The sequence below is a fragment of the Nonomuraea sp. NPDC051298 genome (genome assembly GCF_055586305.1).
On sequence record NZ_JBVJIM010000004.1, the window covers coordinates 179,631 to 199,194 of the forward strand.

Below are 19,564 nucleotides of genomic sequence, written 5' to 3' on the forward strand. Positions count from 1 at the left end.
CCCGCGCACGGATACCGGATCCGATCAGGTCTCCCGCATCGGGATGCGCACGCCCTTGTCGGCGGCCACCTCCGCGGCCTCCTCGTAGCCCGCGTCCACGTGCCGCATGACCCCGGTGCCGGGGTCGTTGGTGAGCACGCGGGCGAGCTTCTCGGCGGCCAGCGGGGTGCCGTCGGCCACCGTCACCTGCCCGGCGTGGATGGAGCGGCCCATGCCGACCCCGCCGCCGTGGTGGATCGACACCCAGGCGGCGCCGGAGGCGGTGTTGAGCATCGCGTTGAGCAGCGGCCAGTCGGCGATCGCGTCGGAGCCGTCGGCCATGGCCTCGGTCTCGCGGTAGGGGGAGGCGACCGAGCCGCTGTCGAGGTGGTCGCGCCCGATCACGACGGGCGCCTGCAGCTCGCCGGAGGCCACCATGTCGTTGAACCGCTCGCCCGCCACGTTCCGCTCGCCGTAGCCCAGCCAGCAGATGCGCGCGGGCAGTCCCTGGAAGTGCACCTTCTCCCCGGCCTTGCGGATCCAGCGGGCGAGGGGCTCGTTGTCGGGGAACAGCTCCAGGATCGCGCGGTCGGTGGCGGCGATGTCGGCCGGGTCGCCCGACAGGGCGGCCCACCGGAACGGGCCCTTGCCCGCGCAGAACAGCGGCCTGATGTAGGCGGGCACGAACCCGGGGAAGTCGAAGGCCCGGCCGTAGCCGGCCAGCTTGGCCTCGCCCCTGATGGAGTTGCCGTAGTCGAACACCTCGGCCCCGGCGTCCTGGAAGCCGACCATGGCCTCGACGTGCCGCGCCATCGACGCGCGGGCCCGCTCGGTGAACCCGGCCGGGTCCTTGTCGCGCGCCGCGGCCATGTCGTCGAAGGCCAGGCCGAGCGGCAGGTACATCAGCGGGTCGTGGGCCGAGGTCTGGTCGGTGACGATGTCGATCTCGGCGCCGCGGGCCAGCAGGTCGGGCAGGGCCTCGGCGGCGTTGGCGACGACTCCGATCGACAGCGGCCGGCGGGCGTCGCGGGCCTCGTAGGCGAGGCGCAGCGCCTCGTCCAGCGAGGCCGCCTCGACGTCGAGGTAGCGGTGCTCGATGCGGCGGGCCACCGAGCGCGGGTCGCAGTCGACGCAGATGGCCACGCCGCCGTTCATGGTGACGGCCAGGGGCTGGGCGCCGCCCATGCCGCCGAGCCCGGCCGTGAGGGTGATCGTCCCGGCCAGCGAACCGCCGAAGCGCTTGGCGGCCACGGCGGCGAACGTCTCGTAGGTGCCCTGCAGGATGCCCTGCGTGCCGATGTAGATCCACGACCCGGCCGTCATCTGGCCGTACATGGTGAGCCCGGCCGCCTCCAGCCGCCGGAACTCCTCCCATGTGGCCCAGTCGGGGACGAGGTTGGAGTTGGCGATGAGCACCCGGGGCGCCCACTCGTGCGTACGGAACACGCCGACCGGCCGCCCCGACTGCACCAGCAGGGTCTCGTCGCCCTCCAGCGTGGTCAGCGTCCTGACCAGCGCGTCGAACGAGGGCCAGTCGCGGGCCGCCTTGCCGGACCCCCCGTAGACCACCAGTTGTTCCGGATGCTCGGCGACCTCGGGGTCGAGGTTGTTCTGGAGCATGCGCAGCGCGGCCTCCTGCGGCCAGCCCTTCGCGGTGATCGTGGTGCCTCGCGGGGCGCGGACAATCCGGCTCATGGGGTGGTCCCTTCGTGAATGAAACCATTCACGAAGAGACTAACCCGCTACGCGACCGTCCCGCAGTGGAGGGCGTCAACTGACCAGGAACTGGGTGGCCGCCAGCTCGCGGTACAGCTCGTCCCCGCCGACGAGTTCGTCGTGCGTGCCCACAGCCCGTACGCGGCCGCCCTCCATGACCACGATCCGGTCGGCGTTGGTCACCGTGGACAGGCGGTGCGCGATGACCAGCACCGTGGTCTCCGTCGCGACCTCGGCGATGACCTCGCGCAGCCGCAGCTCGTTGACCGCGTCGAGCTGCGAGGTGGCCTCGTCGAGCAGCAGCAGCCTGGGCCTGCGCAGCAGCGCCCTGGCGATGGCCACGCGCTGCCGCTCGCCGCCCGACAGCAGCACCCCGCGGTGGCCGACCGCCGTCTCCAGCCCGTCGGGCAGCCGGTCCACCAGGTCGTCGAGCCTGGTACGCGCGATCGCCCGGCGCAGCTCCTCCTCCGTGGCGTTCTGGGCGGCGAAGAGCAGGTTCTCCCTGAGCGTGCCGGCCAGCACGGGGGCGTCCTGCTCGACGTAGCCGAGGGCGGCGCGCAGCTCGCCCAGCGGCCAGTCGCGGATGTCCCGGCCGTCGATGGCGATCAGGCCGTCCTGGTGGTCGTAGAAGCGTTCGAGCAGCCCGAACACCGTGGACTTGCCCGCCCCCGAGGGCCCGACCAGCGCGGTCAGGCCGCCCGGCGGCACCTCGAAGCTCACGCCGTCGTGCACGGTCGGCCGGTCGTCGCCGTAGCGGAAGGCCACGTCCATGAAGGTCAGGCCGATGGGCCGGCCCTCCGCGGGCGTCACGGCGTCGGCGGGCTCGGCGGGCAGGTTCTCGATCTCCTTGATCCGCTTCATCGCCGCCAGGCCCTGCTGCAACTGCACCCCGCCCTGGACGAGCTGCCCGATCGGCGGCACGAGGTAGAACAGGTAGAGCAGGAACGCGATCAGCGACGACACGTCCAGCGTGCCCGAGGCCACCCGGGCGCCGCCCACCGCCAGCACGGCCACGAACGCGATCTGCACGGCCATCCACGTCGCCACCCCCGCGAGCGACGTCCATCCCGCGACCTGCAGGCCGCGGTCGCGGGCGCGCACGGCAGCCTCGCCGACCACGGCGATCTCCCGCTCCTCCGCGCCGCTGGCCTTGACCGTCCGGTACGCCTGCAACGCCCGGTCCAGCACGGCCCCCATCTCGCCCACGGCCTCCTGGGCGTGCGTCTGGGCCCGCTGGATCTTCGGCATGATCAACGCGACCAGCCCGCCGATGAGCACCACGATGAGCAGCGTGACCAGCAGCAGCACGCCGTCCATGGCCGCCATCATGACGATGGCCCCGACCAGCATGAACGCCGCGCTGACCGACTCCACGATGCCGTTCGTGAGGACGGCCCGCAGCAGCGTCGTGTCACCGGTCACCCGCGACAGCAGGTCGCCGGGCTTGAGCCGGTCCACGTCGGCGACCCTGAGGCGCAGCATGCGGTCCACCAGCTTGCGCCGGGCGCTCAGCACGATGCCCTCGCCCGTGCGCTCCATGAGGTAGCTTCCCCCGGCCGAGACGACCGCGCCGACCAACACCGCCACGGTCAGCCACAGCAACGGCCCGGCCATCGACCGGTCCTGGCCGAAGGCGTCCACCACGTACTTGGCCAGCAACGGCATCGCGAGGCCCGCCGCCGAGCCGATCAAGCTCAGTAATCCGCCGACGACGAGGATCTTCCGGTGCGGGCGGATGTAGGCGAGCAGCTCCTTGACCACCGCATCTCCTTTCACGACATTTCTGGTTTCGCCAACGAACGGGAGCACGCGGTCGGCACCCCCGAGACAGGGTCAACTTAAATTGACGACCTAAGTATGTCAACTTTGGTTGACCCTCATTCTCAAGGAGGAGCCCGACATCCACGGAGGGCCGAGGGACGAATAGGGCGTCGAGGAACCCGGCCGGAACCTCGTACGTCACGATCAGCCCTTCGAAAGGACCGAACATGGAGCTCCGGATCAACCGGCGCGCTCTGGTCGGACTTGGCCTCGCCGCAGCGGTCGCCGCGTCGTCGTCGGCCGTGCTCCGTACCGACTCCGGCACCGCCTCCTCGCACCGCGAGGCCCCGATGATCGCGGGTGACCCGCAGCACGACAACACGGACCTGTACGCGTTCGTGAGCCCCGACAAAGCCGGCACCGTGACCCTGCTGGCCAACTGGATCCCGTTCGAGGAGCCCCACGGCGGCCCGAACTTCTACCCGTTCGCCACGAAGTCCCGGTACAACATCAAGATCGACAACAACGGTGACGCCAAGACGGACATCACCTACCAGTGGACGTTCCGCAACGAGGACAAGCGCGGCACGACCACGTTCCTCTACAACAACGGGCCCGTCACCTCGCTGGACGACCCCAACCTGCTCTTCCGCCAGCGCTACACGCTCAAGCGGATCACCCCCGGCGGCACCAGGACACTGGTCGACGACGGCATTGTCGCGCCCAGCCACGTCGGCCGCGCCTCCATGCCCGACTACGCGACCCTGCGCAACCAGGCGATCAAGGGCCTGCCGGGCGGCGGCAGGTCGTTCGCCGGGCAGTCGGACGAGGCGTTCTTCCTCGACCTGCGGGTCTTCGACCTGCTCTACGGCGGCGACCTGTCCGAGGTCGGCCAGGACACCGCCAAGGGCTACAACGTCAACACCGTGGCGCTCCAGATCCCGCAGTCCGAGGTGGCGCTCAAGGGCGACCCCAGGCGCAACCCGGTGATCGGCGTCTGCTCCACCACCGACAAGTTCGACGGCCGCTCGTACGTGCAGGTCTCCCGCCTGTGCAACCCGCTGGTGAACGAGGTCGTGGCGCCCGCCGGGCTGAAGGACGCCTTCAACGCGCTGGACCCGTCGAAGGACGCCGACGTCAAGGCCCTGGTCGACCGGGTCACCGACCCCGAGGTGGCCAGGCTGCTGCAGACCGTCTACGGCATCAAGGCGCCCGCGACCCCGCGTACCGACCTGGTCGAGATCTTCCTGACCGGCCTGGCCAAGCGGAACGGCCCCATCAAGGCCGACCTGAACTCACAGGTGCTCAACAAGGACGCGGGCAAGCTGCGCCCCTCGGAGATGCTGCGGCTGAACATGTCGATCCCGCCCGCCAAGGACCCCAACCGGCTCGGCGTGCTCGGCGGGGACCTCCAGGGATTCCCCAACGGCCGCCGGCTCGGCGACGACGTGGTGGACATCGCGCTGCAGGCCGTGGCCGGTGCCGCGCTGACCGGCAGGCTCGTCCCCGGACTGACGGACAAGGTGGACGGCAACGACAAGCCCGCGCTCCGGACGTTCCCGTACATCCCGCTGCCGAGCGACGTCGCAGTGAACCAGCGCTGACTCGGCGCTCGCACCCTCCCGACCGGCCGGCTCCCTCTCCGATCCGGCCGGTCCACCCGGCGGCGGACCACCCGTCTCCCATGGCCCGCCGCCACCGGAAAAGGGCCGGCCGGCCGTGTCCCCGTCGCGGCCGGCCGGCCCGCACTCCCGTTCTGGAGCCATGGACATGCGTGCCTTCGCGACACTCGCCGGTCTCGCCCTCGTCGGGGCGACGATCTTCACCCTGCTCTCCTTCTCCGCCGCGCCCGCACCCGAGCCGACGGCGTACGCGGCCCGCCGCGAGACCCTCCAGGAGCGGCTCAAGCGCCTGCCCGGCGACTACCGCGGCTGGGCCCGGCTCGCCTCCCAGTACGTCGACCAGGCCCGGATCACCGGCGACCCGTCGTACTACGCCAAGGCGGAGGGCGCGCTCGCCACGGCCGCCAGGCTGAACGACCGCGACGACGCCGTCCTGACCGGCCAGGCGGCCCTGGCCGCGGGCCGCCACGAGTTCGCCGCGGCCGCCAGGCTGGCCGAACGCGCCATCGACGCCAACCCGTACGGGGCCGCGGCGTACGGCGTGCTCGCCGACGCCCGGACCCAGCTCGGCGACCTGCGCGGGGCCCAGAGCGCCGTGGACAGGATGATGGACCTGCGTCCCAGCGTGGCGGCCTTCGCCCGCGCCTCGTACGCCGCCGAGCTGCGCGGCGACCGCGACGAGGCCCGCAGGTACCTCGAACTCGCCCACGACGACGCCTGGCTGCCCGCCGACCTCGCCTACGCCCGCTACTACCTGGGCGAGCTGGCCCTGCACTCCGGCGACCTGAAGACGGCGGCCGGCTGGTACGCCAAGGCGCTGCAGGCGTATCCCGCGTACACGCCCGCGCTCGCCGGGCAGGCCAGGGCGGCGGCCCTCGACGGCCGCCTCACCGAGGCGCTCGACCTGTACGACCAGGTCGTCGAGCGCCTCCCCCTCCCGCAGTACCTCATCGAACAGGGCGAGACCCGCATCAAGGCGGGCGGGCGCCCCGACTGGACGCTGCTCAGGGCCCAGCGCAGGCTCTTCCAGGCCGCGGGCGTGCGCGACGACCTGACGTGGGCCGAGTTCGAGGCCGACCACGGCGACCCGGAGCAGGCCGTACGGCACGCGCGGGCCGAATACGCCCGCAACCCCAACCTCGTCGCCGCCGACGCCCTGGCCTGGGCGCTGTTCAGGGCGGGCAGGCCGGGCGAGGCGCTGCCGTACGCGAAGGAGGCCACCGCCACCGGCTGGCGCAACCCGCTGCTCTCCTACCACCGCGCCAGGATCGAGCGGGCCCTCGGCCGCCCCGCGCGGGTGGATCCCGGATTCGACCCGGCTCTGTCCGCGCTGGCGAGGTTCTCATGAGAGCGGTCCCGCTCGGCCTGCTGTCCGTGGCGACGGGGCTGCTGCTGACGCTGTGCGCGAGCGTTCTCCTGGCCGCCCCCGCCTCCGCCCATCCGCTGGGCAACTTCACCGTCAACCACTACAACGGCCTGCGCGTCTCGGCCTCCGACGTGCGCAACCTCGCCGTCGTGGATCTGGCCGAGCTGCCCACCCTGCAGGAACGGCCGGAGGCGGACGCCACGTACGCGGCCCGCCGCTGCGCCGCCCTGGCCGCCGCCCAGCGGCTGGAGGTGGCGGGCGCGGCGGTGCCGTGGCGGGTGACCGGCTCCGCCCTCACCTACTCCCCCGGCGAGGGGGGCCTGCGGACCAGCCGCCTGTCCTGCCGCCTCGTGGCCGAAGTCCGCGCCTCGGGGGCGGTGACCTTCACCGACGGGTTCGAACAGGACAGGATCGGCTGGCGCGAGATCACCGTGGCCGGGGACGGGGTGCGCCTGACCGCCTCCTCGGCGCCCGCGACGAGCGTCAGCCGGGAACTGCTGGCCTACCCCGACGACCTCCTCGCGGACCCACTCGACCAACGCACCGCCACCTTCACCGTCTCCGGCACCGTCTCCGGCACTCTCTCGGGCGTCACGCAGGGCGGCCCTCAGGGGGGCGCTCAGGACGGCACCGCTCCCGGCGGCATCGGCGTCGGCGGCCCGGTCGGGGACGCGCTGGCCGCGCTGGACCGCACGTTCGCCGGGTTGATCGGCTCGGAGTCGCTCACGGTGCCGCTCGGGCTGCTGGCCGTGGGGCTGGCCGTGGTGCTCGGGGCCGGGCACGCGCTGATCCCCGGGCATGGCAAGACCATCATGGCGGCGTACCTGGCGGGGCGGCGCGGACGTCCGCGTGACGCCCTGGTGGTGGGCGCGACGGTGACCGCCACGCACACGGCCGGGGTGCTGGTGGTGGGGTTGCTGCTGACGGTGTTCACGGCGCTGGCCGGGGAGTCGGTGCTGGCCTGGCTGGGGGTGGCCAGCGGCGCCCTCATCGCCGTCATCGGCCTGCGCCTCCTCCTGAACGCCCGCCACGGCCACCCCCACCCGCACGAACACGGGCATGGGCACGGGCACGGGCACGGAGATCGGCCCGCGAGGCGGTCGGGGCTGATCGGGCTCGGTGTGGCGGGCGGCCTCGTCCCCAGCCCTTCGGCCCTGATCGTGCTGCTCGGCGCGATCGCCCTGGGCCGTACGTGGTTCGGGGTGGCGCTGGTGACCGCGTACGGGCTCGGCATGGCCGCCACCCTCACAGTGACCGGACTGCTCCTGGTCAAGCTCGTGGACCGGCTGGAACGACGCGCCTCGGCGGGCCGCCGCCTGGCCGCGAGGCTCTCGGGCCTGGCCCCGATGGGAACGGCCGCCATGGTCGTCCTCCTGGGCACGGGCCTGGCCCTGCGCTCGGTCGCGGCACTTTAGCCAGGCGGCGACCGGGCTCCTAGTCGATCTCCGGCACGTCGGGAGAGTCGTGGTCGGCGTCACCGTCGTCGGCCCGCCGCAGCTTGATGTCCGCCACCCAGTCCCGGGTGAACCGGCGGAGCTCCTTGATCCGCTCCTCGTCCAGGCCGTGGGCCTCGAAGCTCTCCGGCCCCATGAGATCGGCGAACTCCAGCCGCACGAGCAGTTCGTGCACCGAGAAGCCGTCGTGGTGCGCGGCGCCGAGGCGTTCGAGTGCCCGATAGGAGTAGAGGTGGGCGACGGCGGCGACGTCGATGAGGTCTGCGGCCAGGCCGCCCTCGTGCACGGCGCGCATCCTCAGCCCGACGGCGTCGTCGAGGCCGACCACCTTCAGCGCGCCCCAGGTGGTCGGGGGCCGCTGGAGGGCCTCGCGGTGCAGGCCGCACGCGCAGGTCTGGCCGGTGACGGGATCGCTGACCACCACCTGCCCCGTTCGCCGCGTGACCCCGGCGATCGTCGCCTCCAGCCCTTCGGCAGGGAACGCTCCGGCCACCCCTCGCGCCACGAGCGCCAGCGGGATCTCCGAGGCGGCGACGAGGTCGAGACCGTCGCCCGGCCGCACGGCCACCCCGTGCGCCCCGAACGCGTGCCGTCCCGCCAGAGCCAGCCCGTACGGCTCGCAGACGGGCGCGAGCACGCGCAGCAGCCGCTCATGGAAGGGCGGAGGAAAGCCCATCAGCCGACCGTCTCCCACGGAGATGCCACGCCTCAAGTATGCCGACGCGGGCGAGGCGGCACAGCACCCCGGGGAGGCCCGACCTCAGGTACGCCGCCGCCCACGCCGCGTGGAGGGCAGGTCGTGACGCCCGGAGAGGAACTCCTGGAACGCGATCTTCACCTTGATCACCGGCCGCCGCCACCGCTCCTCCCGGTGGACGGCCCTGGCCAGCTTGCGCGGGGAGCGCCCGGCGAAGAACCAGCGGGCCCACGGGGAGCCCGGCCGCGCCAGCCGTACGGCCCCCACCACCAGCATGGGCGGCAGGAACAGCCCCGCCATGCCCGTCCAGATCTTGCCCTTCAGCAGGGTGACGACGGCGAGCACCAGGTTGACCCCGATCAGCGCGGCCGGATTGACCGGGGTGCCGTAGTCCCAGGTGAGGGGGCGCAGGCCGATGAGGAGCAGGCCGCTCACGGCGATCGCGATGAAGACCGCGTCGACGGAGGTGCGCCCCTCCTCCTCCCAGTAGACGTCGTGCAGGTGCAGGATCAGCGCGAACTCGTCCAGCACCAGCGCCGAGCCGACGCCGAACACCGAGGCCGCGACGGCCGTGCTGACCTGCGAGCCGGGCGAGACGATGAGCGCGACGCCGCCGACGAGCATCAGCACCACGCCGAACACCACGTGGTGGATGTGCATCTCCCCCACGTTGACGTTGCGGAACCAGCCGACCCTCGCCCTGATCAGGCGGACGTTGATGCGGGTGGCGATGAAGGCCACGATGAGCATGACGAAGTAGCAGAACAGCGGAAGCCGTCCCGTGGCGATGATGCTGTGCTGGAACCAGTTCCCCATGAGCCTGGCTTCGATGGTACGAGCCGCCCGCCCGTCACGGGCCGCGTGCCCCGCTGGGGGAACATCAGGACAGGAACGCCCGCAGCAACGCCGCCGTGCCCTCCAGGTGCTCGGCCACGGCCCGCCTGGCCGCGTCCTGGTCTCCGGACAGTATGGCCTCCACGATGGCCCGGTGCTGCACGGCGGCGTGGTCGAGGTTGACCTGGAGCATGGGGATCGCGTTCAGCAGGTCGCTGACCCGGGAGCGGGCGTCGGCGCAGGTCGTGGCGAGCAGGGTGGACCCTGTCAGCTCCGCGATGGACAGGTGGAAGGCGGTGTCGAGGCGGCGGTAGTCGTCGAGCCCGGCCCGGTTCAGCTCGGCGAGCCTGCGCCGCAGCACCTCCCGCTGCTCCTCGGTGAGCGTGGTGGCGGCCAGGACCTGGGCCGCGCCGCACTCCACGGCCAGCCGGAACGTCAGCGCGTCCGTCAGCTCGGCCAGGCCCATCTCGTTGACCACCTGACGCAGGTCGCTCGCGTCGGGCTCGGGCGGCGTGTACGTGACGAACGCCCCTCCGTAGCGGCCCCTGCGCACGTCGAGATAGCCCTCGTCCGACAGCGCCCTGATGGCCTCGCGCAGGGTCACCCTGCTGATGCCGAGCTGGGCGGCCAGCTCGCGCTCCGGTGGAAGCTTGCCGCCGGGCGGGACCACGCCCAGCTTGATCGCCTGGAGCAGCCGTTCCACGGTCTCCTCGAAGGCGTTGCCGGCCCTGACCGGGCGCAGCACCGTCGTCCAACGCGCCGACTCGTCCAACGTGTCCTCAGGTCTTGACAAGTGATCCCGGCATACACATCAATGGTCTGAGACTAGCCCAATCAACGGGAAAGCGCGCCAGGCCAGATCGGAGCGACACAGCGTGGACGATCGAGCGAGCACCGGGTTCCTGTCCGTGGACGAACTGCGCGACGAGATCGCGGCCGGGCGGATCGACACCGTGCTCCTCGCGATCGCCGACATGCAGGGCAGGCTGCAGGGCAAGCGGCTGTCGGCCCGCTACTTCCTGGACGAGGTGCTGCACCACGGCTCCGAGGGCTGCAACTACCTGCTGGCGGTCGACGTGGACATGAACACCGTCCCCGGCTACGCGATGTCGTCCTGGGAACGCGGCTACGGCGACTTCGTGATGCGGCCCGACCTCACGACGCTGCGCCGGGTGCCCTGGCACGAGGGCACGGCGCTGCTGATGGCCGACCTGGCCTGGGAGCACGGCGGCGACGTGACCGCCTCGCCCCGCCAGATCCTGCGCAGGCAGCTCGCCCGCCTGGCCGAGCGGGGGCTGGCCGCGTACGTGGGCACGGAGCTGGAGTTCGTGGTCTACGACGACAGCTACGAGGACGCCTGGAGGCGCGCCTACCGCGACCTGACCCCGGCCAACCTCTACAACGTGGACTACTCGCTGCTGGGCACGGCCCGCGTCGAGCCGCTGCTGCGCCGGATCAGGCGCGAGATGGAGGGCGCCGGGCTCTACGTCGAGTCCGCCAAGGGCGAGTGCAACCTCGGCCAGCACGAGATCGCCTTCCGCTACGACGAGGCGCTCAGGACCTGCGACAACCACGTCATCTACAAGACCGGCGCCAAGGAGATCGCCGCCCAGGAGGGCAGGTCGATCACGTTCATGGCCAAGCCGAACCAGCGCGAGGGCAACTCCTGCCACATCCACATCTCGCTGCGCGGCGTCGACGGCGACCCGGTGATGGCGGGCGAGGAGCGGTACGGGCTCTCGCCGCTCGGCGCGCGTTTCATCGCCGGGCAGCTCGCTCTCATGCGGGAGCTGACCCTCCTCTACGCCCCCAACATCAACTCCTACAAGCGCTACGTCCCGGGCAGCTTCGCGCCCACGGCCGTCAAGTGGGGGGTGGACAACCGGACGTGCGCGCTGCGTCTCGTCGGCCACGGCCACTCGCTGCGCGTGGAGAACCGGGTGCCGGGCGGCGACGTGAACCCGTACCTGGCGGTGGCGGCGCTGGTGGCGGCCGGGCTGCACGGCATCGACGCCGGGCTGCCGCTGGAGGACCCGTACGCGGGCAACGCCTACGCCTCGGGGGCCGAGACCGTGCCGGTGACGTTGCGGGACGCGCTGACCCTGTTCGAGGGGTCGAAGGCGGCCCGCGAGGCGTTCGGCGAGGACGTGGTGGGGCACTATGCGAACAACGCGCGGGTGGAGCTGGCGGCGTACGACGCGGCGGTGACGGACTGGGAGCTGTTCCGTGGTTTCGAGCGAATGTGACGAGTGCGAATGAAGATCGTTAATCCGGCGACGGAAGCGGTGCTGGCCGACGTCGAACTGGCCGACCCGGCCGAGGTCGACCGGGCGGTGGAGCGTGCCAGGAAGGCGTACGCGGCCTGGCGCGAGGTGTCGCCAGGAGACCGGGCGCGGCTGCTGCGCCGGTTCGCGGACCTGGTGGGCGAGCACGGCGCGGAGCTGGCCGGTCTCGAGCTGGCCAACGCCGGCCACCCGATCGGCAGCGCGCGCTGGGAGGCCGGCACCGTACGCGACGTGCTGCACTTCTACGCCGGAGCCCCCGAACGCAACCACGGCAGGCAGATCCCGGTGGCGGGCGGCGTGGACCTCACGTTCCAGGAGCCCCTGGGCGTGGTCGGGGTCATCGTGCCGTGGAACTTCCCCATGCTGATCATGTCGTGGGGCGTCGCCCCCGCGCTGGCGGCCGGCAACACGGTGATCGTCAAGCCGGCCGAGTGGACCCCGCTGACCGCGCTGAGGCTGGCCGAGCTGGCCCTGGCGGCGGGCATCCCCGAGGGGGTGCTCCAGGTCCTGCCCGGGGCGGGGGAGGTCGCGGGCGCCCGGCTGGTCGAGCATCCGGACGTGGCCAAGATCGTGTTCACCGGCTCGACCGAGGTGGGCAAGGAGATCGCCGCCAAGGCGGCGCGCCAGGTCAAGCGGATCACCCTGGAGCTGGGCGGCAAGTCCGCGAACATCGTCTTCGCCGACTCCGACCTCGAGAAGGCGGCCAGGACCGCGCCGTACGCCGTCTTCGACAACGCGGGCCAGGACTGCTGCGCCCGCTCCAGGATCCTCGTCCAGTCCTCCGTGTACGACGAGTTCATGGCCCTGCTCACCCCCGCCGTGCTGGGCGTGAAGGTCGGCGACCCCCTCGACGAGTCCACCGAAATGGGCCCGCTGATCAGCGCCGAGCACCTCGGACGGGTCCAGGGCTTCGTCGAGGGCACCCCCTACCTGCGCGGATCCTGCCCGCAGGGCAAGGGCTACTGGTTCCCGCCGACCGTGCTGACCTCGGGGGTCACCGACCGGGCGTTCACCGAGGAGATCTTCGGCCCGGTGGTGTCGGTGGCCCGGTTCGAGGACGAGGCCGAGGCCGTACGCATCGCCAACGACACCCCGTACGGGCTGAGCGGCTCGATCTGGACCCGCGACGTCGGGCGGGCGCTGCGCGTGGCCAGGGCCGTCGAGTCGGGCGCCCTGTCGGTCAACTCCCACTCCTCGGTGCGCTACTGGACCCCGTTCGGCGGCTTCAAGCAATCCGGCCTCGGCAGAGAACTAGGCCCGGACGCCCTCGCGGCGTTCACGGAGACCAAGAACGTCTTCATCTCAACGGAGTGAACGACCAGTCGGACACGGAGTGAGGCACATGCAGCGGTTGCAGGATCGGGTGGCGGTCGTCACCGGCGCGGGCAGCGGGATCGGGCTGGCCACGGCCCGCAGGTTCGCGGAGGAGGGGGCCAAGGTCGTCTGCGCGGACATCGACGAGGAGGCGGGCGTCAAGGCCGCGAACGAGGTCGGCGGCCTGTTCGTCCGCGCCGACGTGACCAGCGAGGACGACGTCGTCCGCATGTACCGCACGGCCCACGACACCTACGGCAGCGTGGACGTGGCCTTCAACAACGCCGGCATCTCGCCGCCCGACGACGACTCGATCCTGGAGACCGGGCTCGACGCCTGGCGCCGCGTCCAGGAGGTGAACCTCACCAGCGTCTACCTGTGCTGCAAGCACGTCATCCCGTACATGCGCGGCCAGGGCAAGGGCTCGATCATCAACACCGCGTCCTTCGTGGCCGTGCTGGGGTCGGCGACCTCGCAGATCTCCTACACCGCCTCCAAGGGCGGGGTGCTGGCGATGTCGCGGGAGCTGGGCGTGCAGTTCGCCAGGGAGGGCATCCGGGTCAACGCGCTGTGCCCTGGACCGGTGAACACGCCGCTGCTGCGCGAGCTGTTCGCCAAGGACCCGGAGCGGGCGCAGCGCAGGCTGGTGCACGTGCCGGTGGGCCGCTTCGCCGAGGCGTCGGAGATCGCGGCCGCGGTGGCGTTCCTGGCCAGCGACGACGCCTCGTTCATCACGGCCAGCGAGTTCCTGGTGGACGGCGGCATCTCCGGCGCCTACGTCACGCCGCTGTAGAGGGGGTCGCGGTGCGGCGTCCGGTCATCGGCATCACGTGTTACGTCGAGTCCGCCACGTTCACGGTGTGGCGGGACACGACCGCGGCGCTGCTGCCGTACGCGTACGTGGAGCAGGTCGTACGGGCCGGTGGGCAGCCGGTCCTGCTGCCTCCGGCGGGCGAGCCCGCCTCGGTCGTACGGGGTCTCGACGGGCTCGTCCTGGCCGGCGGCGGCGACATCGACCCGGCCAGGTACGGCGCGGAGCCGCAAGAGCAAACCGGCTATGTCCGCAAATTTCGTGATGAGGCCGAATTCTCGCTGCTCGCGACCGCCCTCGACGGCGGCCTGCCCTACCTGGGCGTCTGCCGCGGCCTCCAGGTGCTCAACGTGGCCCTCGGCGGGACCCTCCACCAGCACCTGCCCGACGTGGTCGGGCACACCGGCCACTGCCCAGGACCCGGCCACTTCGGCGACCTGCCGATCGTCCCCGTTCCCGGCACCCGCCTGGCCGAGGCGCTGGGGACGGACCCGGTGACCGTGCCCCACTACCACCACCAGGCCGTCGACCGCCTCGCCCTCGGCCTGACCGTCACGGCCACCACCGCCGACGGCACGATCGAGGCCGTGGAGCCGGTCTCCTCCGGCTCGTTCACGATGGCGGTGCAGTGGCATCCGGAGGCGGCCGAGGACCACGCGCTGTTCGAGGCGCTCGTCAGGGCCTGCTGACCGTCCCACGAGAGGAGCCATCGAGCGGCCGTGCGACGCGACAAGAGCCCCGTAACGGCACTAGGCTGGCGGACATCACCGGCGAAACCGTGCGGGAGAGAGCCCTGACAGCCGGTCAGGGCCCCTGAAGGAGCAAGCCCTCCCCGCGAACCTCTCAAGGCAAAGGACCGTACGGCCACGGTGTCTCTGGAAAGCAGGTCCCTGCGGCCTCGCCGAAGGTGAAAGTCCGGCAAAAGTCGGGCGAAGCTCTCAGGCACCGATGACAGAGGGGGAGGATGCTGGCATCCACTCCTGTCCTGAGGTGCGACCAATGTCCAGACCGACACCGCTACGCGACGTTCACGAGAGCCTCGGCGCCACGCTCACCGACTTCGCGGGATGGCTCATGCCGCTCCGCTACGGCAGCGAGTCCGCGGAGCACAGGGCCGTCCGCGAGGCGGCCGGGCTGTTCGACCTCTCCCACATGGGCGAGATCTTCCTGACGGGGCCGCAGGCCGGCGAGGCGCTCGACTACGCCCTGGTCGGACACCTGTCGGCACTCGCTCCCGGGCGGGCCCGCTACACCATGATCGTCGACGAGCGCGGCGGGGTGCTCGACGACCTCATCGTCTACCGGCTCGGGGACGACGAGTACATGGTCGTGGCGAACGCCTCGAACTACGAGAAGGTCGCGACCGAGCTGACGAACCGCGCGAAGGCGTACGACGCGGTGGTCGAGGACCGCTCCGAGCAGTACGCGCTGATCGCCGTCCAGGGGCCCCGCGCCCAGGAGATCCTCGCCACGCTCACCGACGCCGACCTCGACGGCCTCAAGTACTACGCGGGCCTGCCCGGCCTGGTGGACGGACGGCAGGCGCTCATCGCCCGCACCGGCTACACCGGCGAGGACGGGTTCGAGCTGTTCGTCGCCAACCAGGACGCGGTGCCGCTCTGGCACGCGCTCGTGGCGGCCGGCGAGCCTTACGGGCTCAAGCCGGCGGGCCTGTCCAGCCGCGACACGCTCCGGCTGGAGGCCGGCATGCCGCTGTACGGCAACGAGCTGAGCGCGCGGCTCACCCCGTTCGACGCGGGGCTGGGCAGAGTGGTGAAATTCGACAAGCCCGGCGACTTCGTCGGCAGGGCGGCGCTGGAGGCGGTCAAGGACGACCGGCCACGGCGCCGGCTCGTCGGCCTGGTCGCGCGGGGCCGCCGGGTGCCGCGCCACGGCTACCCGGTGACCAAAGACGGCGTCGTCGTCGGCGAGGTCACCAGCGGTGCGCCTTCCCAGACCCTGGGGAAGCCCATTGCCATGGCCTACGTCGACACTGGGGCCGAATCTGGCCTGGCCGTGGACATCCGGGGCAGCCAAGAACCTGTGGACCTGATCGAGCTGCCCTTTTACAGGAGGAACAAGTGAGCAACATCCCTGACGACCTGAGCTACACCAAGGAGCACGAGTGGGTACGCGGTGTCGAGGACAGCGTCACCGTGACCGTCGGCATCACGGCCTTCGCCGCCGAATCCCTTGGTGACGTCGTCTTCGTGCAGCTCCCCGACGTCGGTTCGAACGTCGAATCGGGTGACTCGGTCGGCGAGGTGGAGTCCACCAAGTCGGTGAGTGAGATCTACACGCCTGTCGGCGGCGAGGTCGTCGAGGTCAACCAGTCCGTCGTTGACGATCCCAGCCTGGCCAACAGCGACCCGTACGGCGACGGCTGGATGTTCCGGGTACGCGTGGAGGGCGACCCCGGCGACCTGCTCACCCCCGAGGAGTACGCCGCCTTCACCTCGGACGGCTCCTGACCCTTTTGCGCCGGGGCTCGTGATCCGGGCCCCGGCCCTGCCTGAAAGGCGCCCATCAATGGCGATCAGCGTCTTCGACCTCTTCAAGATCGGCATCGGCCCGTCCAGCTCCCACACGGGCGGCCCGATGGCCGCCGCGCACAAGTTCGCCCGCGGTCTGCACGACGACGGCCTGCTCGACCGGGTGGCGCACGTCGAGGCCATCCTGTACGGCTCGCTCGGCCTGACCGGCAAGGGCCACGGCAGCGACAAGGCCGTGCTGCTCGGCCTGTCCGGCGAGAAGCCCGAACTGGTGGACGTCGACACCGTGGACGCCCGCGTCGCCGCCATGCGCGAGTCGGGCACCGTCCAGCTCTTCGGCACGCACGAGATCCCCTTCGTCGTCGGCGAGCACCTCGTCTTCGAACGCAAGATCTCGCTCCCCGAGCACCCGAACGGCATGCGTTTCACCGCCTTCGACGCCTCCGGCGAGCGCCTGCGGGAGAAGGTCTACTTCTCGGTCGGCGGCGGTTTCGTCGTGGACGAGGAGGCCACCGGCGCCGACCGCATCAAGCCGGACGACACCGTTCTCCCCTACCCCTTCACCACCGGCGAGGAGCTGCTCAAGCACTGCTCGAACACCGGTCTGTCGATCTCCGCGCTGATGCTGGAGAACGAGCGGGCGTTCGGCCGCACCGAGGCCGAGATCCGCGCGGGACTGCTGCGCCTGTGGCAGGTCATGTCCGAGTGCGTACGCCGCGGCATCTCCAAGGAGGGCGTGCTCCCCGGCGGCCTGAAGGTCAAGCGCCGCGCCAACCAGCTCCACCGCCGCCTGCAGTCGGAGCCGGCCGAGAAGGACCCGTTGCAGGCCATGGACTGGGTGACGCTGTTCGCGCTGGCGGTCAACGAGGAGAACGCCGCCGGTGGCCGCATCGTCACCGCCCCCACCAACGGCGCCGCCGGCATCATCCCGGCCGTGCTGACCTACTACTCCCGTTTCGTCCCCCACGCCGACGACGAGGGCGTCATCCGCTTCCTCCTCACGGCCGGCGCGATCGGCGTGCTGTTCAAGGAGAACGCCTCGATCTCGGGCGCGGAGGTGGGCTGTCAGGGCGAGGTGGGCTCGGCCTGCTCGATGGCGTCGGCCGGCCTCACGGAGGTCCTCGGGGGCACGCCGGAGCAGGTGGAGAACGCGGCCGAGATCGGCATCGAGCACAACCTGGGCCTGACCTGCGACCCGATCGGCGGCCTGGTCCAGATCCCGTGCATCGAGCGCAACGCGGTCGCCTCCAACAAGGCCATCACCGCCGCCCGCATCGCCCTGCGCGGCGACGGCCGCCACTTCGTCGCCCTCGACAAGGCCATCAAGACGATGCGCATCACCGGACAGGACATGCTGGACAAGTACAAGGAGACCTCACGCGGCGGCCTGGCCGTCAACGTGATCGAGTGCTGATCACCCATTGTATGAAGAGGGTCTTCGGCGCGACACCGGCCGAGTTCTCGAAGGCCGTCCAGTGTCAGGGCAGGTCCGGGAGGAAGCCGGGGATCAGGGCGGCGGCTTTCGCCGGATGACCGGCAGGGATCGTGTGGCGTTTGTCCGGCGCCATCGCGCCGGGCTCGCCGACCTGCGCCAGGTCGACGACGTACGCCCGCGACCGTACGGCCATGCGGATCGTGGCGACGCGTCGGCCTTCGGGGCCGAACACGTGGAGTTCCGGGGCGTACCGATCCAGGCTCCATTCGTACGGACGCCGAAAGCCGCCGGAATGTAGCGAGAGTTTGAGCCATTCGAGGATCCGAGCGTGTATGCCGCGCTCGGCGAGCAGCGATTGCAGCCCGGTCAGAATCTTGTCGTGCTCACCTGCCAGCTTTTCCGAGATGCGTTCGCGAGGGAATTCCAGGCTTTCGCTCATGCCCTCCGGCAGTTCACGAGTCAGCACCGTCCACCTCCATGGTCGCCATCACGCCGAGTAATCGCGATGTGTCTCACCGCTCGGGCGGCCCATGCTCTCCCAACCGTTTCCGCCATACCAGCACGGGTATTCCTCAGACGTATAAGGCACCTGTCGGGCTGATACCTCTCCGTCATACGCTCAGCCAGTGGAAGTTCGGACGCTCCCCGAGGCCCTTGCGGCGATCATGAAACAACGCGGCTGGACTCAGCGACAACTCGGCCGTGAGCTGGGGATATCCCAAGCGTGGATCTCTCGCATCTGCAACGGGGTTGCCGATACGGGTCTCGCTCGGGCGACGGAACTGCTTGCGCGCGTCGGCTGGGAGGTGCGATTCACGCCGTCTGTGGAGGAGCCAGTGGAGCGCCGTGAGTTCTTGGCAGCCGCCGCATCGGTGGTGTTCGTTCCATCTGGGGTCAGCTCGAATCCGTACCTCGATCCGGATTATGTGCGCGCACTGGCCGACAGTCTGGCGCGAGGCCGCTACGAACTCGGAGGGCTGCCTCTCACCGCCCGCGCCCTCGGACACGTGCGGCACATCGACCAACTGAAAGCCCGGCCGCTCGGAGACGAGTTGCGGACGGCGGCCTCCGACCTGCTCTACCAGGTAAGCCTCGCCCTGTACGACGCGGGCAGGCTCGCCCAGGCCGAGCATGCCGGGACGATCGCCCTCGACCTGGCTCACCATGCCGAAGACCCGTCGGCACGGTCACGCGCATACGACGCGCTGAGCCGCGTCAGCCTCTATCGCGGCGACTCGATGCGCGCGATCCAGCACGCCCAGCGCGGACTGCGGATCCCCGACCTTCCCCCCAGCCGCCGCGCCGGCCTGCACATGCGCCTGGGCCGCGCGCTGGCCTCGATCAAGGGCGGCGCCAAGGAGGCCAGGCGCGCCCTGGACAGCGCCTTGGACACCTCCGGCCTGAGCGCGTTCTCCGAAGCGGCCCTCAGCGGCGACGTGGCGATCGGCCTGAGCAGCCTGGGCGAGTACGACCAGGCTGATCGACTTCTCCACGAAGCGGCGGACGCCATGGGGCAATGGTCCCCGCTCTTTCAGGCGCAATATCTCGGCCGCCAGGCACAGACGGCCATCCGGGCGGGCAACCCCGCCCTCGCCGCCAACGGCATGCACAACCTCACCCGCGCGCTGCCCTTCATCAGCTCCGCCCGCGTGAATGATCGAGCGAAAGAGATAATCACTCAATCGGCCAAATGGGACCGAATTTCGGACATGCATCAGGCCCGCGCGAACCTCCAGGCCATGTTGTCACCCGAGTATCGTCCCGGCTGACGGGACCATGCACCCCCGCGGCGGCCTGG

The 19,564-nt window shown here is 71.1% G+C and carries 17 protein-coding genes and 2 riboswitches; of the genes, 11 read left to right on the forward strand and 6 right to left on the reverse strand.

Annotation, left to right across the window (positions count from 1 at the left end):
* Window positions 1-24 precede the first annotated feature (24 nt).
* Window positions 25-1,674, reverse strand: a complete 1,650-nt coding sequence (gene hutU / locus ACZ6S0_RS14450) for a urocanate hydratase (protein ID WP_465916546.1) — start codon at window positions 1,672-1,674, stop codon at window positions 25-27.
* 75 nt (window positions 1,675-1,749) lie between these two features.
* Window positions 1,750-3,456, reverse strand: a complete 1,707-nt coding sequence (locus ACZ6S0_RS14455; RefSeq protein WP_465916549.1) for an ABC transporter ATP-binding protein — start codon at window positions 3,454-3,456, stop codon at window positions 1,750-1,752.
* Between the two features lie 227 nt (window positions 3,457-3,683).
* Between ACZ6S0_RS14455 and ACZ6S0_RS14460 the strand changes: the two genes are divergently transcribed.
* From ACZ6S0_RS14460 to ACZ6S0_RS14470, 3 genes are all read left to right on the forward strand, one after another.
* Complete coding sequence (locus ACZ6S0_RS14460; protein WP_465916554.1) at window positions 3,684-5,060, forward strand: DUF4331 domain-containing protein; 1,377 nt, start codon at window positions 3,684-3,686, stop codon at window positions 5,058-5,060.
* A gap of 166 nt (window positions 5,061-5,226) precedes the next feature.
* Window positions 5,227-6,426 (forward strand): tetratricopeptide repeat protein, encoded by a 1,200-nt coding sequence (locus ACZ6S0_RS14465; RefSeq protein WP_465916558.1) that lies wholly within the window; start codon window positions 5,227-5,229, stop codon window positions 6,424-6,426.
* Complete coding sequence (locus ACZ6S0_RS14470; protein ID WP_465916560.1) at window positions 6,423-7,859, forward strand: nickel/cobalt transporter; 1,437 nt, start codon at window positions 6,423-6,425, stop codon at window positions 7,857-7,859. Before ACZ6S0_RS14465 ends, ACZ6S0_RS14470 begins: the two co-directional genes overlap by 4 nt.
* A gap of 19 nt (window positions 7,860-7,878) precedes the next feature.
* On the opposite strand, the gene ACZ6S0_RS14475 is transcribed toward ACZ6S0_RS14470, so the two are convergent.
* From ACZ6S0_RS14475 to ACZ6S0_RS14485, 3 genes are all read right to left on the reverse strand, one after another.
* On the reverse strand, window positions 7,879-8,574 hold the full coding sequence (locus ACZ6S0_RS14475) for a nucleotidyl transferase AbiEii/AbiGii toxin family protein (RefSeq protein ID WP_465916564.1): 696 nt from the start codon (window positions 8,572-8,574) through the stop codon (window positions 7,879-7,881).
* Between the two features lie 84 nt (window positions 8,575-8,658).
* Window positions 8,659-9,411 carry a hypothetical protein gene (locus ACZ6S0_RS14480; RefSeq protein WP_465916567.1) on the reverse strand — a complete coding sequence of 251 codons (753 nt, stop codon included), beginning with the start codon at window positions 9,409-9,411 and terminating at the stop codon, window positions 8,659-8,661.
* A 64-nt stretch (window positions 9,412-9,475) separates the two neighbouring features.
* The gene (locus ACZ6S0_RS14485) at window positions 9,476-10,222 is read right to left on the reverse strand and encodes a FadR/GntR family transcriptional regulator (RefSeq protein ID WP_465916570.1); all 747 of its coding nucleotides are present in this window, start codon (window positions 10,220-10,222) and stop codon (window positions 9,476-9,478) included.
* A gap of 82 nt (window positions 10,223-10,304) precedes the next feature.
* On the opposite strand from ACZ6S0_RS14485, the gene ACZ6S0_RS14490 reads away from it, so the two are divergent.
* The 7 genes from ACZ6S0_RS14490 to ACZ6S0_RS14520 all read left to right on the forward strand — a co-directional run bounded on the left by ACZ6S0_RS14490 (window position 10,305) and on the right by ACZ6S0_RS14520 (window position 17,745).
* Complete coding sequence (locus ACZ6S0_RS14490) at window positions 10,305-11,675, forward strand: glutamine synthetase family protein (RefSeq protein ID WP_465916574.1); 1,371 nt, start codon at window positions 10,305-10,307, stop codon at window positions 11,673-11,675.
* A gap of 9 nt (window positions 11,676-11,684) precedes the next feature.
* Complete coding sequence (locus ACZ6S0_RS14495) at window positions 11,685-13,028, forward strand: aldehyde dehydrogenase family protein (protein ID WP_465916577.1); 1,344 nt, start codon at window positions 11,685-11,687, stop codon at window positions 13,026-13,028.
* Between the two features lie 28 nt (window positions 13,029-13,056).
* Window positions 13,057-13,821: a 3-oxoacyl-ACP reductase gene (locus ACZ6S0_RS14500; protein WP_465916581.1), complete on the forward strand. Its 765-nt coding sequence runs from the start codon at window positions 13,057-13,059 to the stop codon at window positions 13,819-13,821.
* An 11-nt stretch (window positions 13,822-13,832) separates the two neighbouring features.
* Entirely contained in the window at window positions 13,833-14,528 is a 696-nt protein-coding gene (locus tag ACZ6S0_RS14505; RefSeq protein ID WP_465916586.1) for a gamma-glutamyl-gamma-aminobutyrate hydrolase family protein, read from the forward strand.
* Between the two features lie 82 nt (window positions 14,529-14,610).
* Window positions 14,611-14,708: riboswitch (glycine riboswitch) on the forward strand.
* A 4-nt stretch (window positions 14,709-14,712) separates the two neighbouring features.
* Window positions 14,713-14,796: riboswitch (glycine riboswitch) on the forward strand.
* Window positions 14,797-14,838: 42 nt separating this feature from the next.
* Window positions 14,839-15,924 carry a glycine cleavage system aminomethyltransferase GcvT gene (gene gcvT / locus ACZ6S0_RS14510; protein ID WP_465916589.1) on the forward strand — a complete coding sequence of 362 codons (1,086 nt, stop codon included), beginning with the start codon at window positions 14,839-14,841 and terminating at the stop codon, window positions 15,922-15,924.
* Window positions 15,921-16,310: a glycine cleavage system protein GcvH gene (gcvH, locus tag ACZ6S0_RS14515; protein WP_465916592.1), complete on the forward strand. Its 390-nt coding sequence runs from the start codon at window positions 15,921-15,923 to the stop codon at window positions 16,308-16,310. The genes gcvT and gcvH overlap by 4 nt, the downstream gene beginning before the upstream one ends.
* Window positions 16,311-16,368: 58 nt before the next feature.
* Window positions 16,369-17,745 (forward strand): L-serine ammonia-lyase, encoded by a 1,377-nt coding sequence (locus ACZ6S0_RS14520; RefSeq protein WP_465916596.1) that lies wholly within the window; start codon window positions 16,369-16,371, stop codon window positions 17,743-17,745.
* 64 nt (window positions 17,746-17,809) lie between these two features.
* Here ACZ6S0_RS14520 and ACZ6S0_RS14525 read toward each other — a convergent pair whose 3' ends face one another.
* Window positions 17,810-18,232, reverse strand: a complete 423-nt coding sequence (locus tag ACZ6S0_RS14525; RefSeq protein WP_465916600.1) for a hypothetical protein — start codon at window positions 18,230-18,232, stop codon at window positions 17,810-17,812.
* A 160-nt stretch (window positions 18,233-18,392) separates the two neighbouring features.
* On the opposite strand from ACZ6S0_RS14525, the gene ACZ6S0_RS14530 reads away from it, so the two are divergent.
* The gene (locus ACZ6S0_RS14530) at window positions 18,393-19,535 is read left to right on the forward strand and encodes a helix-turn-helix domain-containing protein (protein ID WP_465916602.1); all 1,143 of its coding nucleotides are present in this window, start codon (window positions 18,393-18,395) and stop codon (window positions 19,533-19,535) included.
* The last annotated feature ends 29 nt before the right edge of the window (window positions 19,536-19,564 follow it).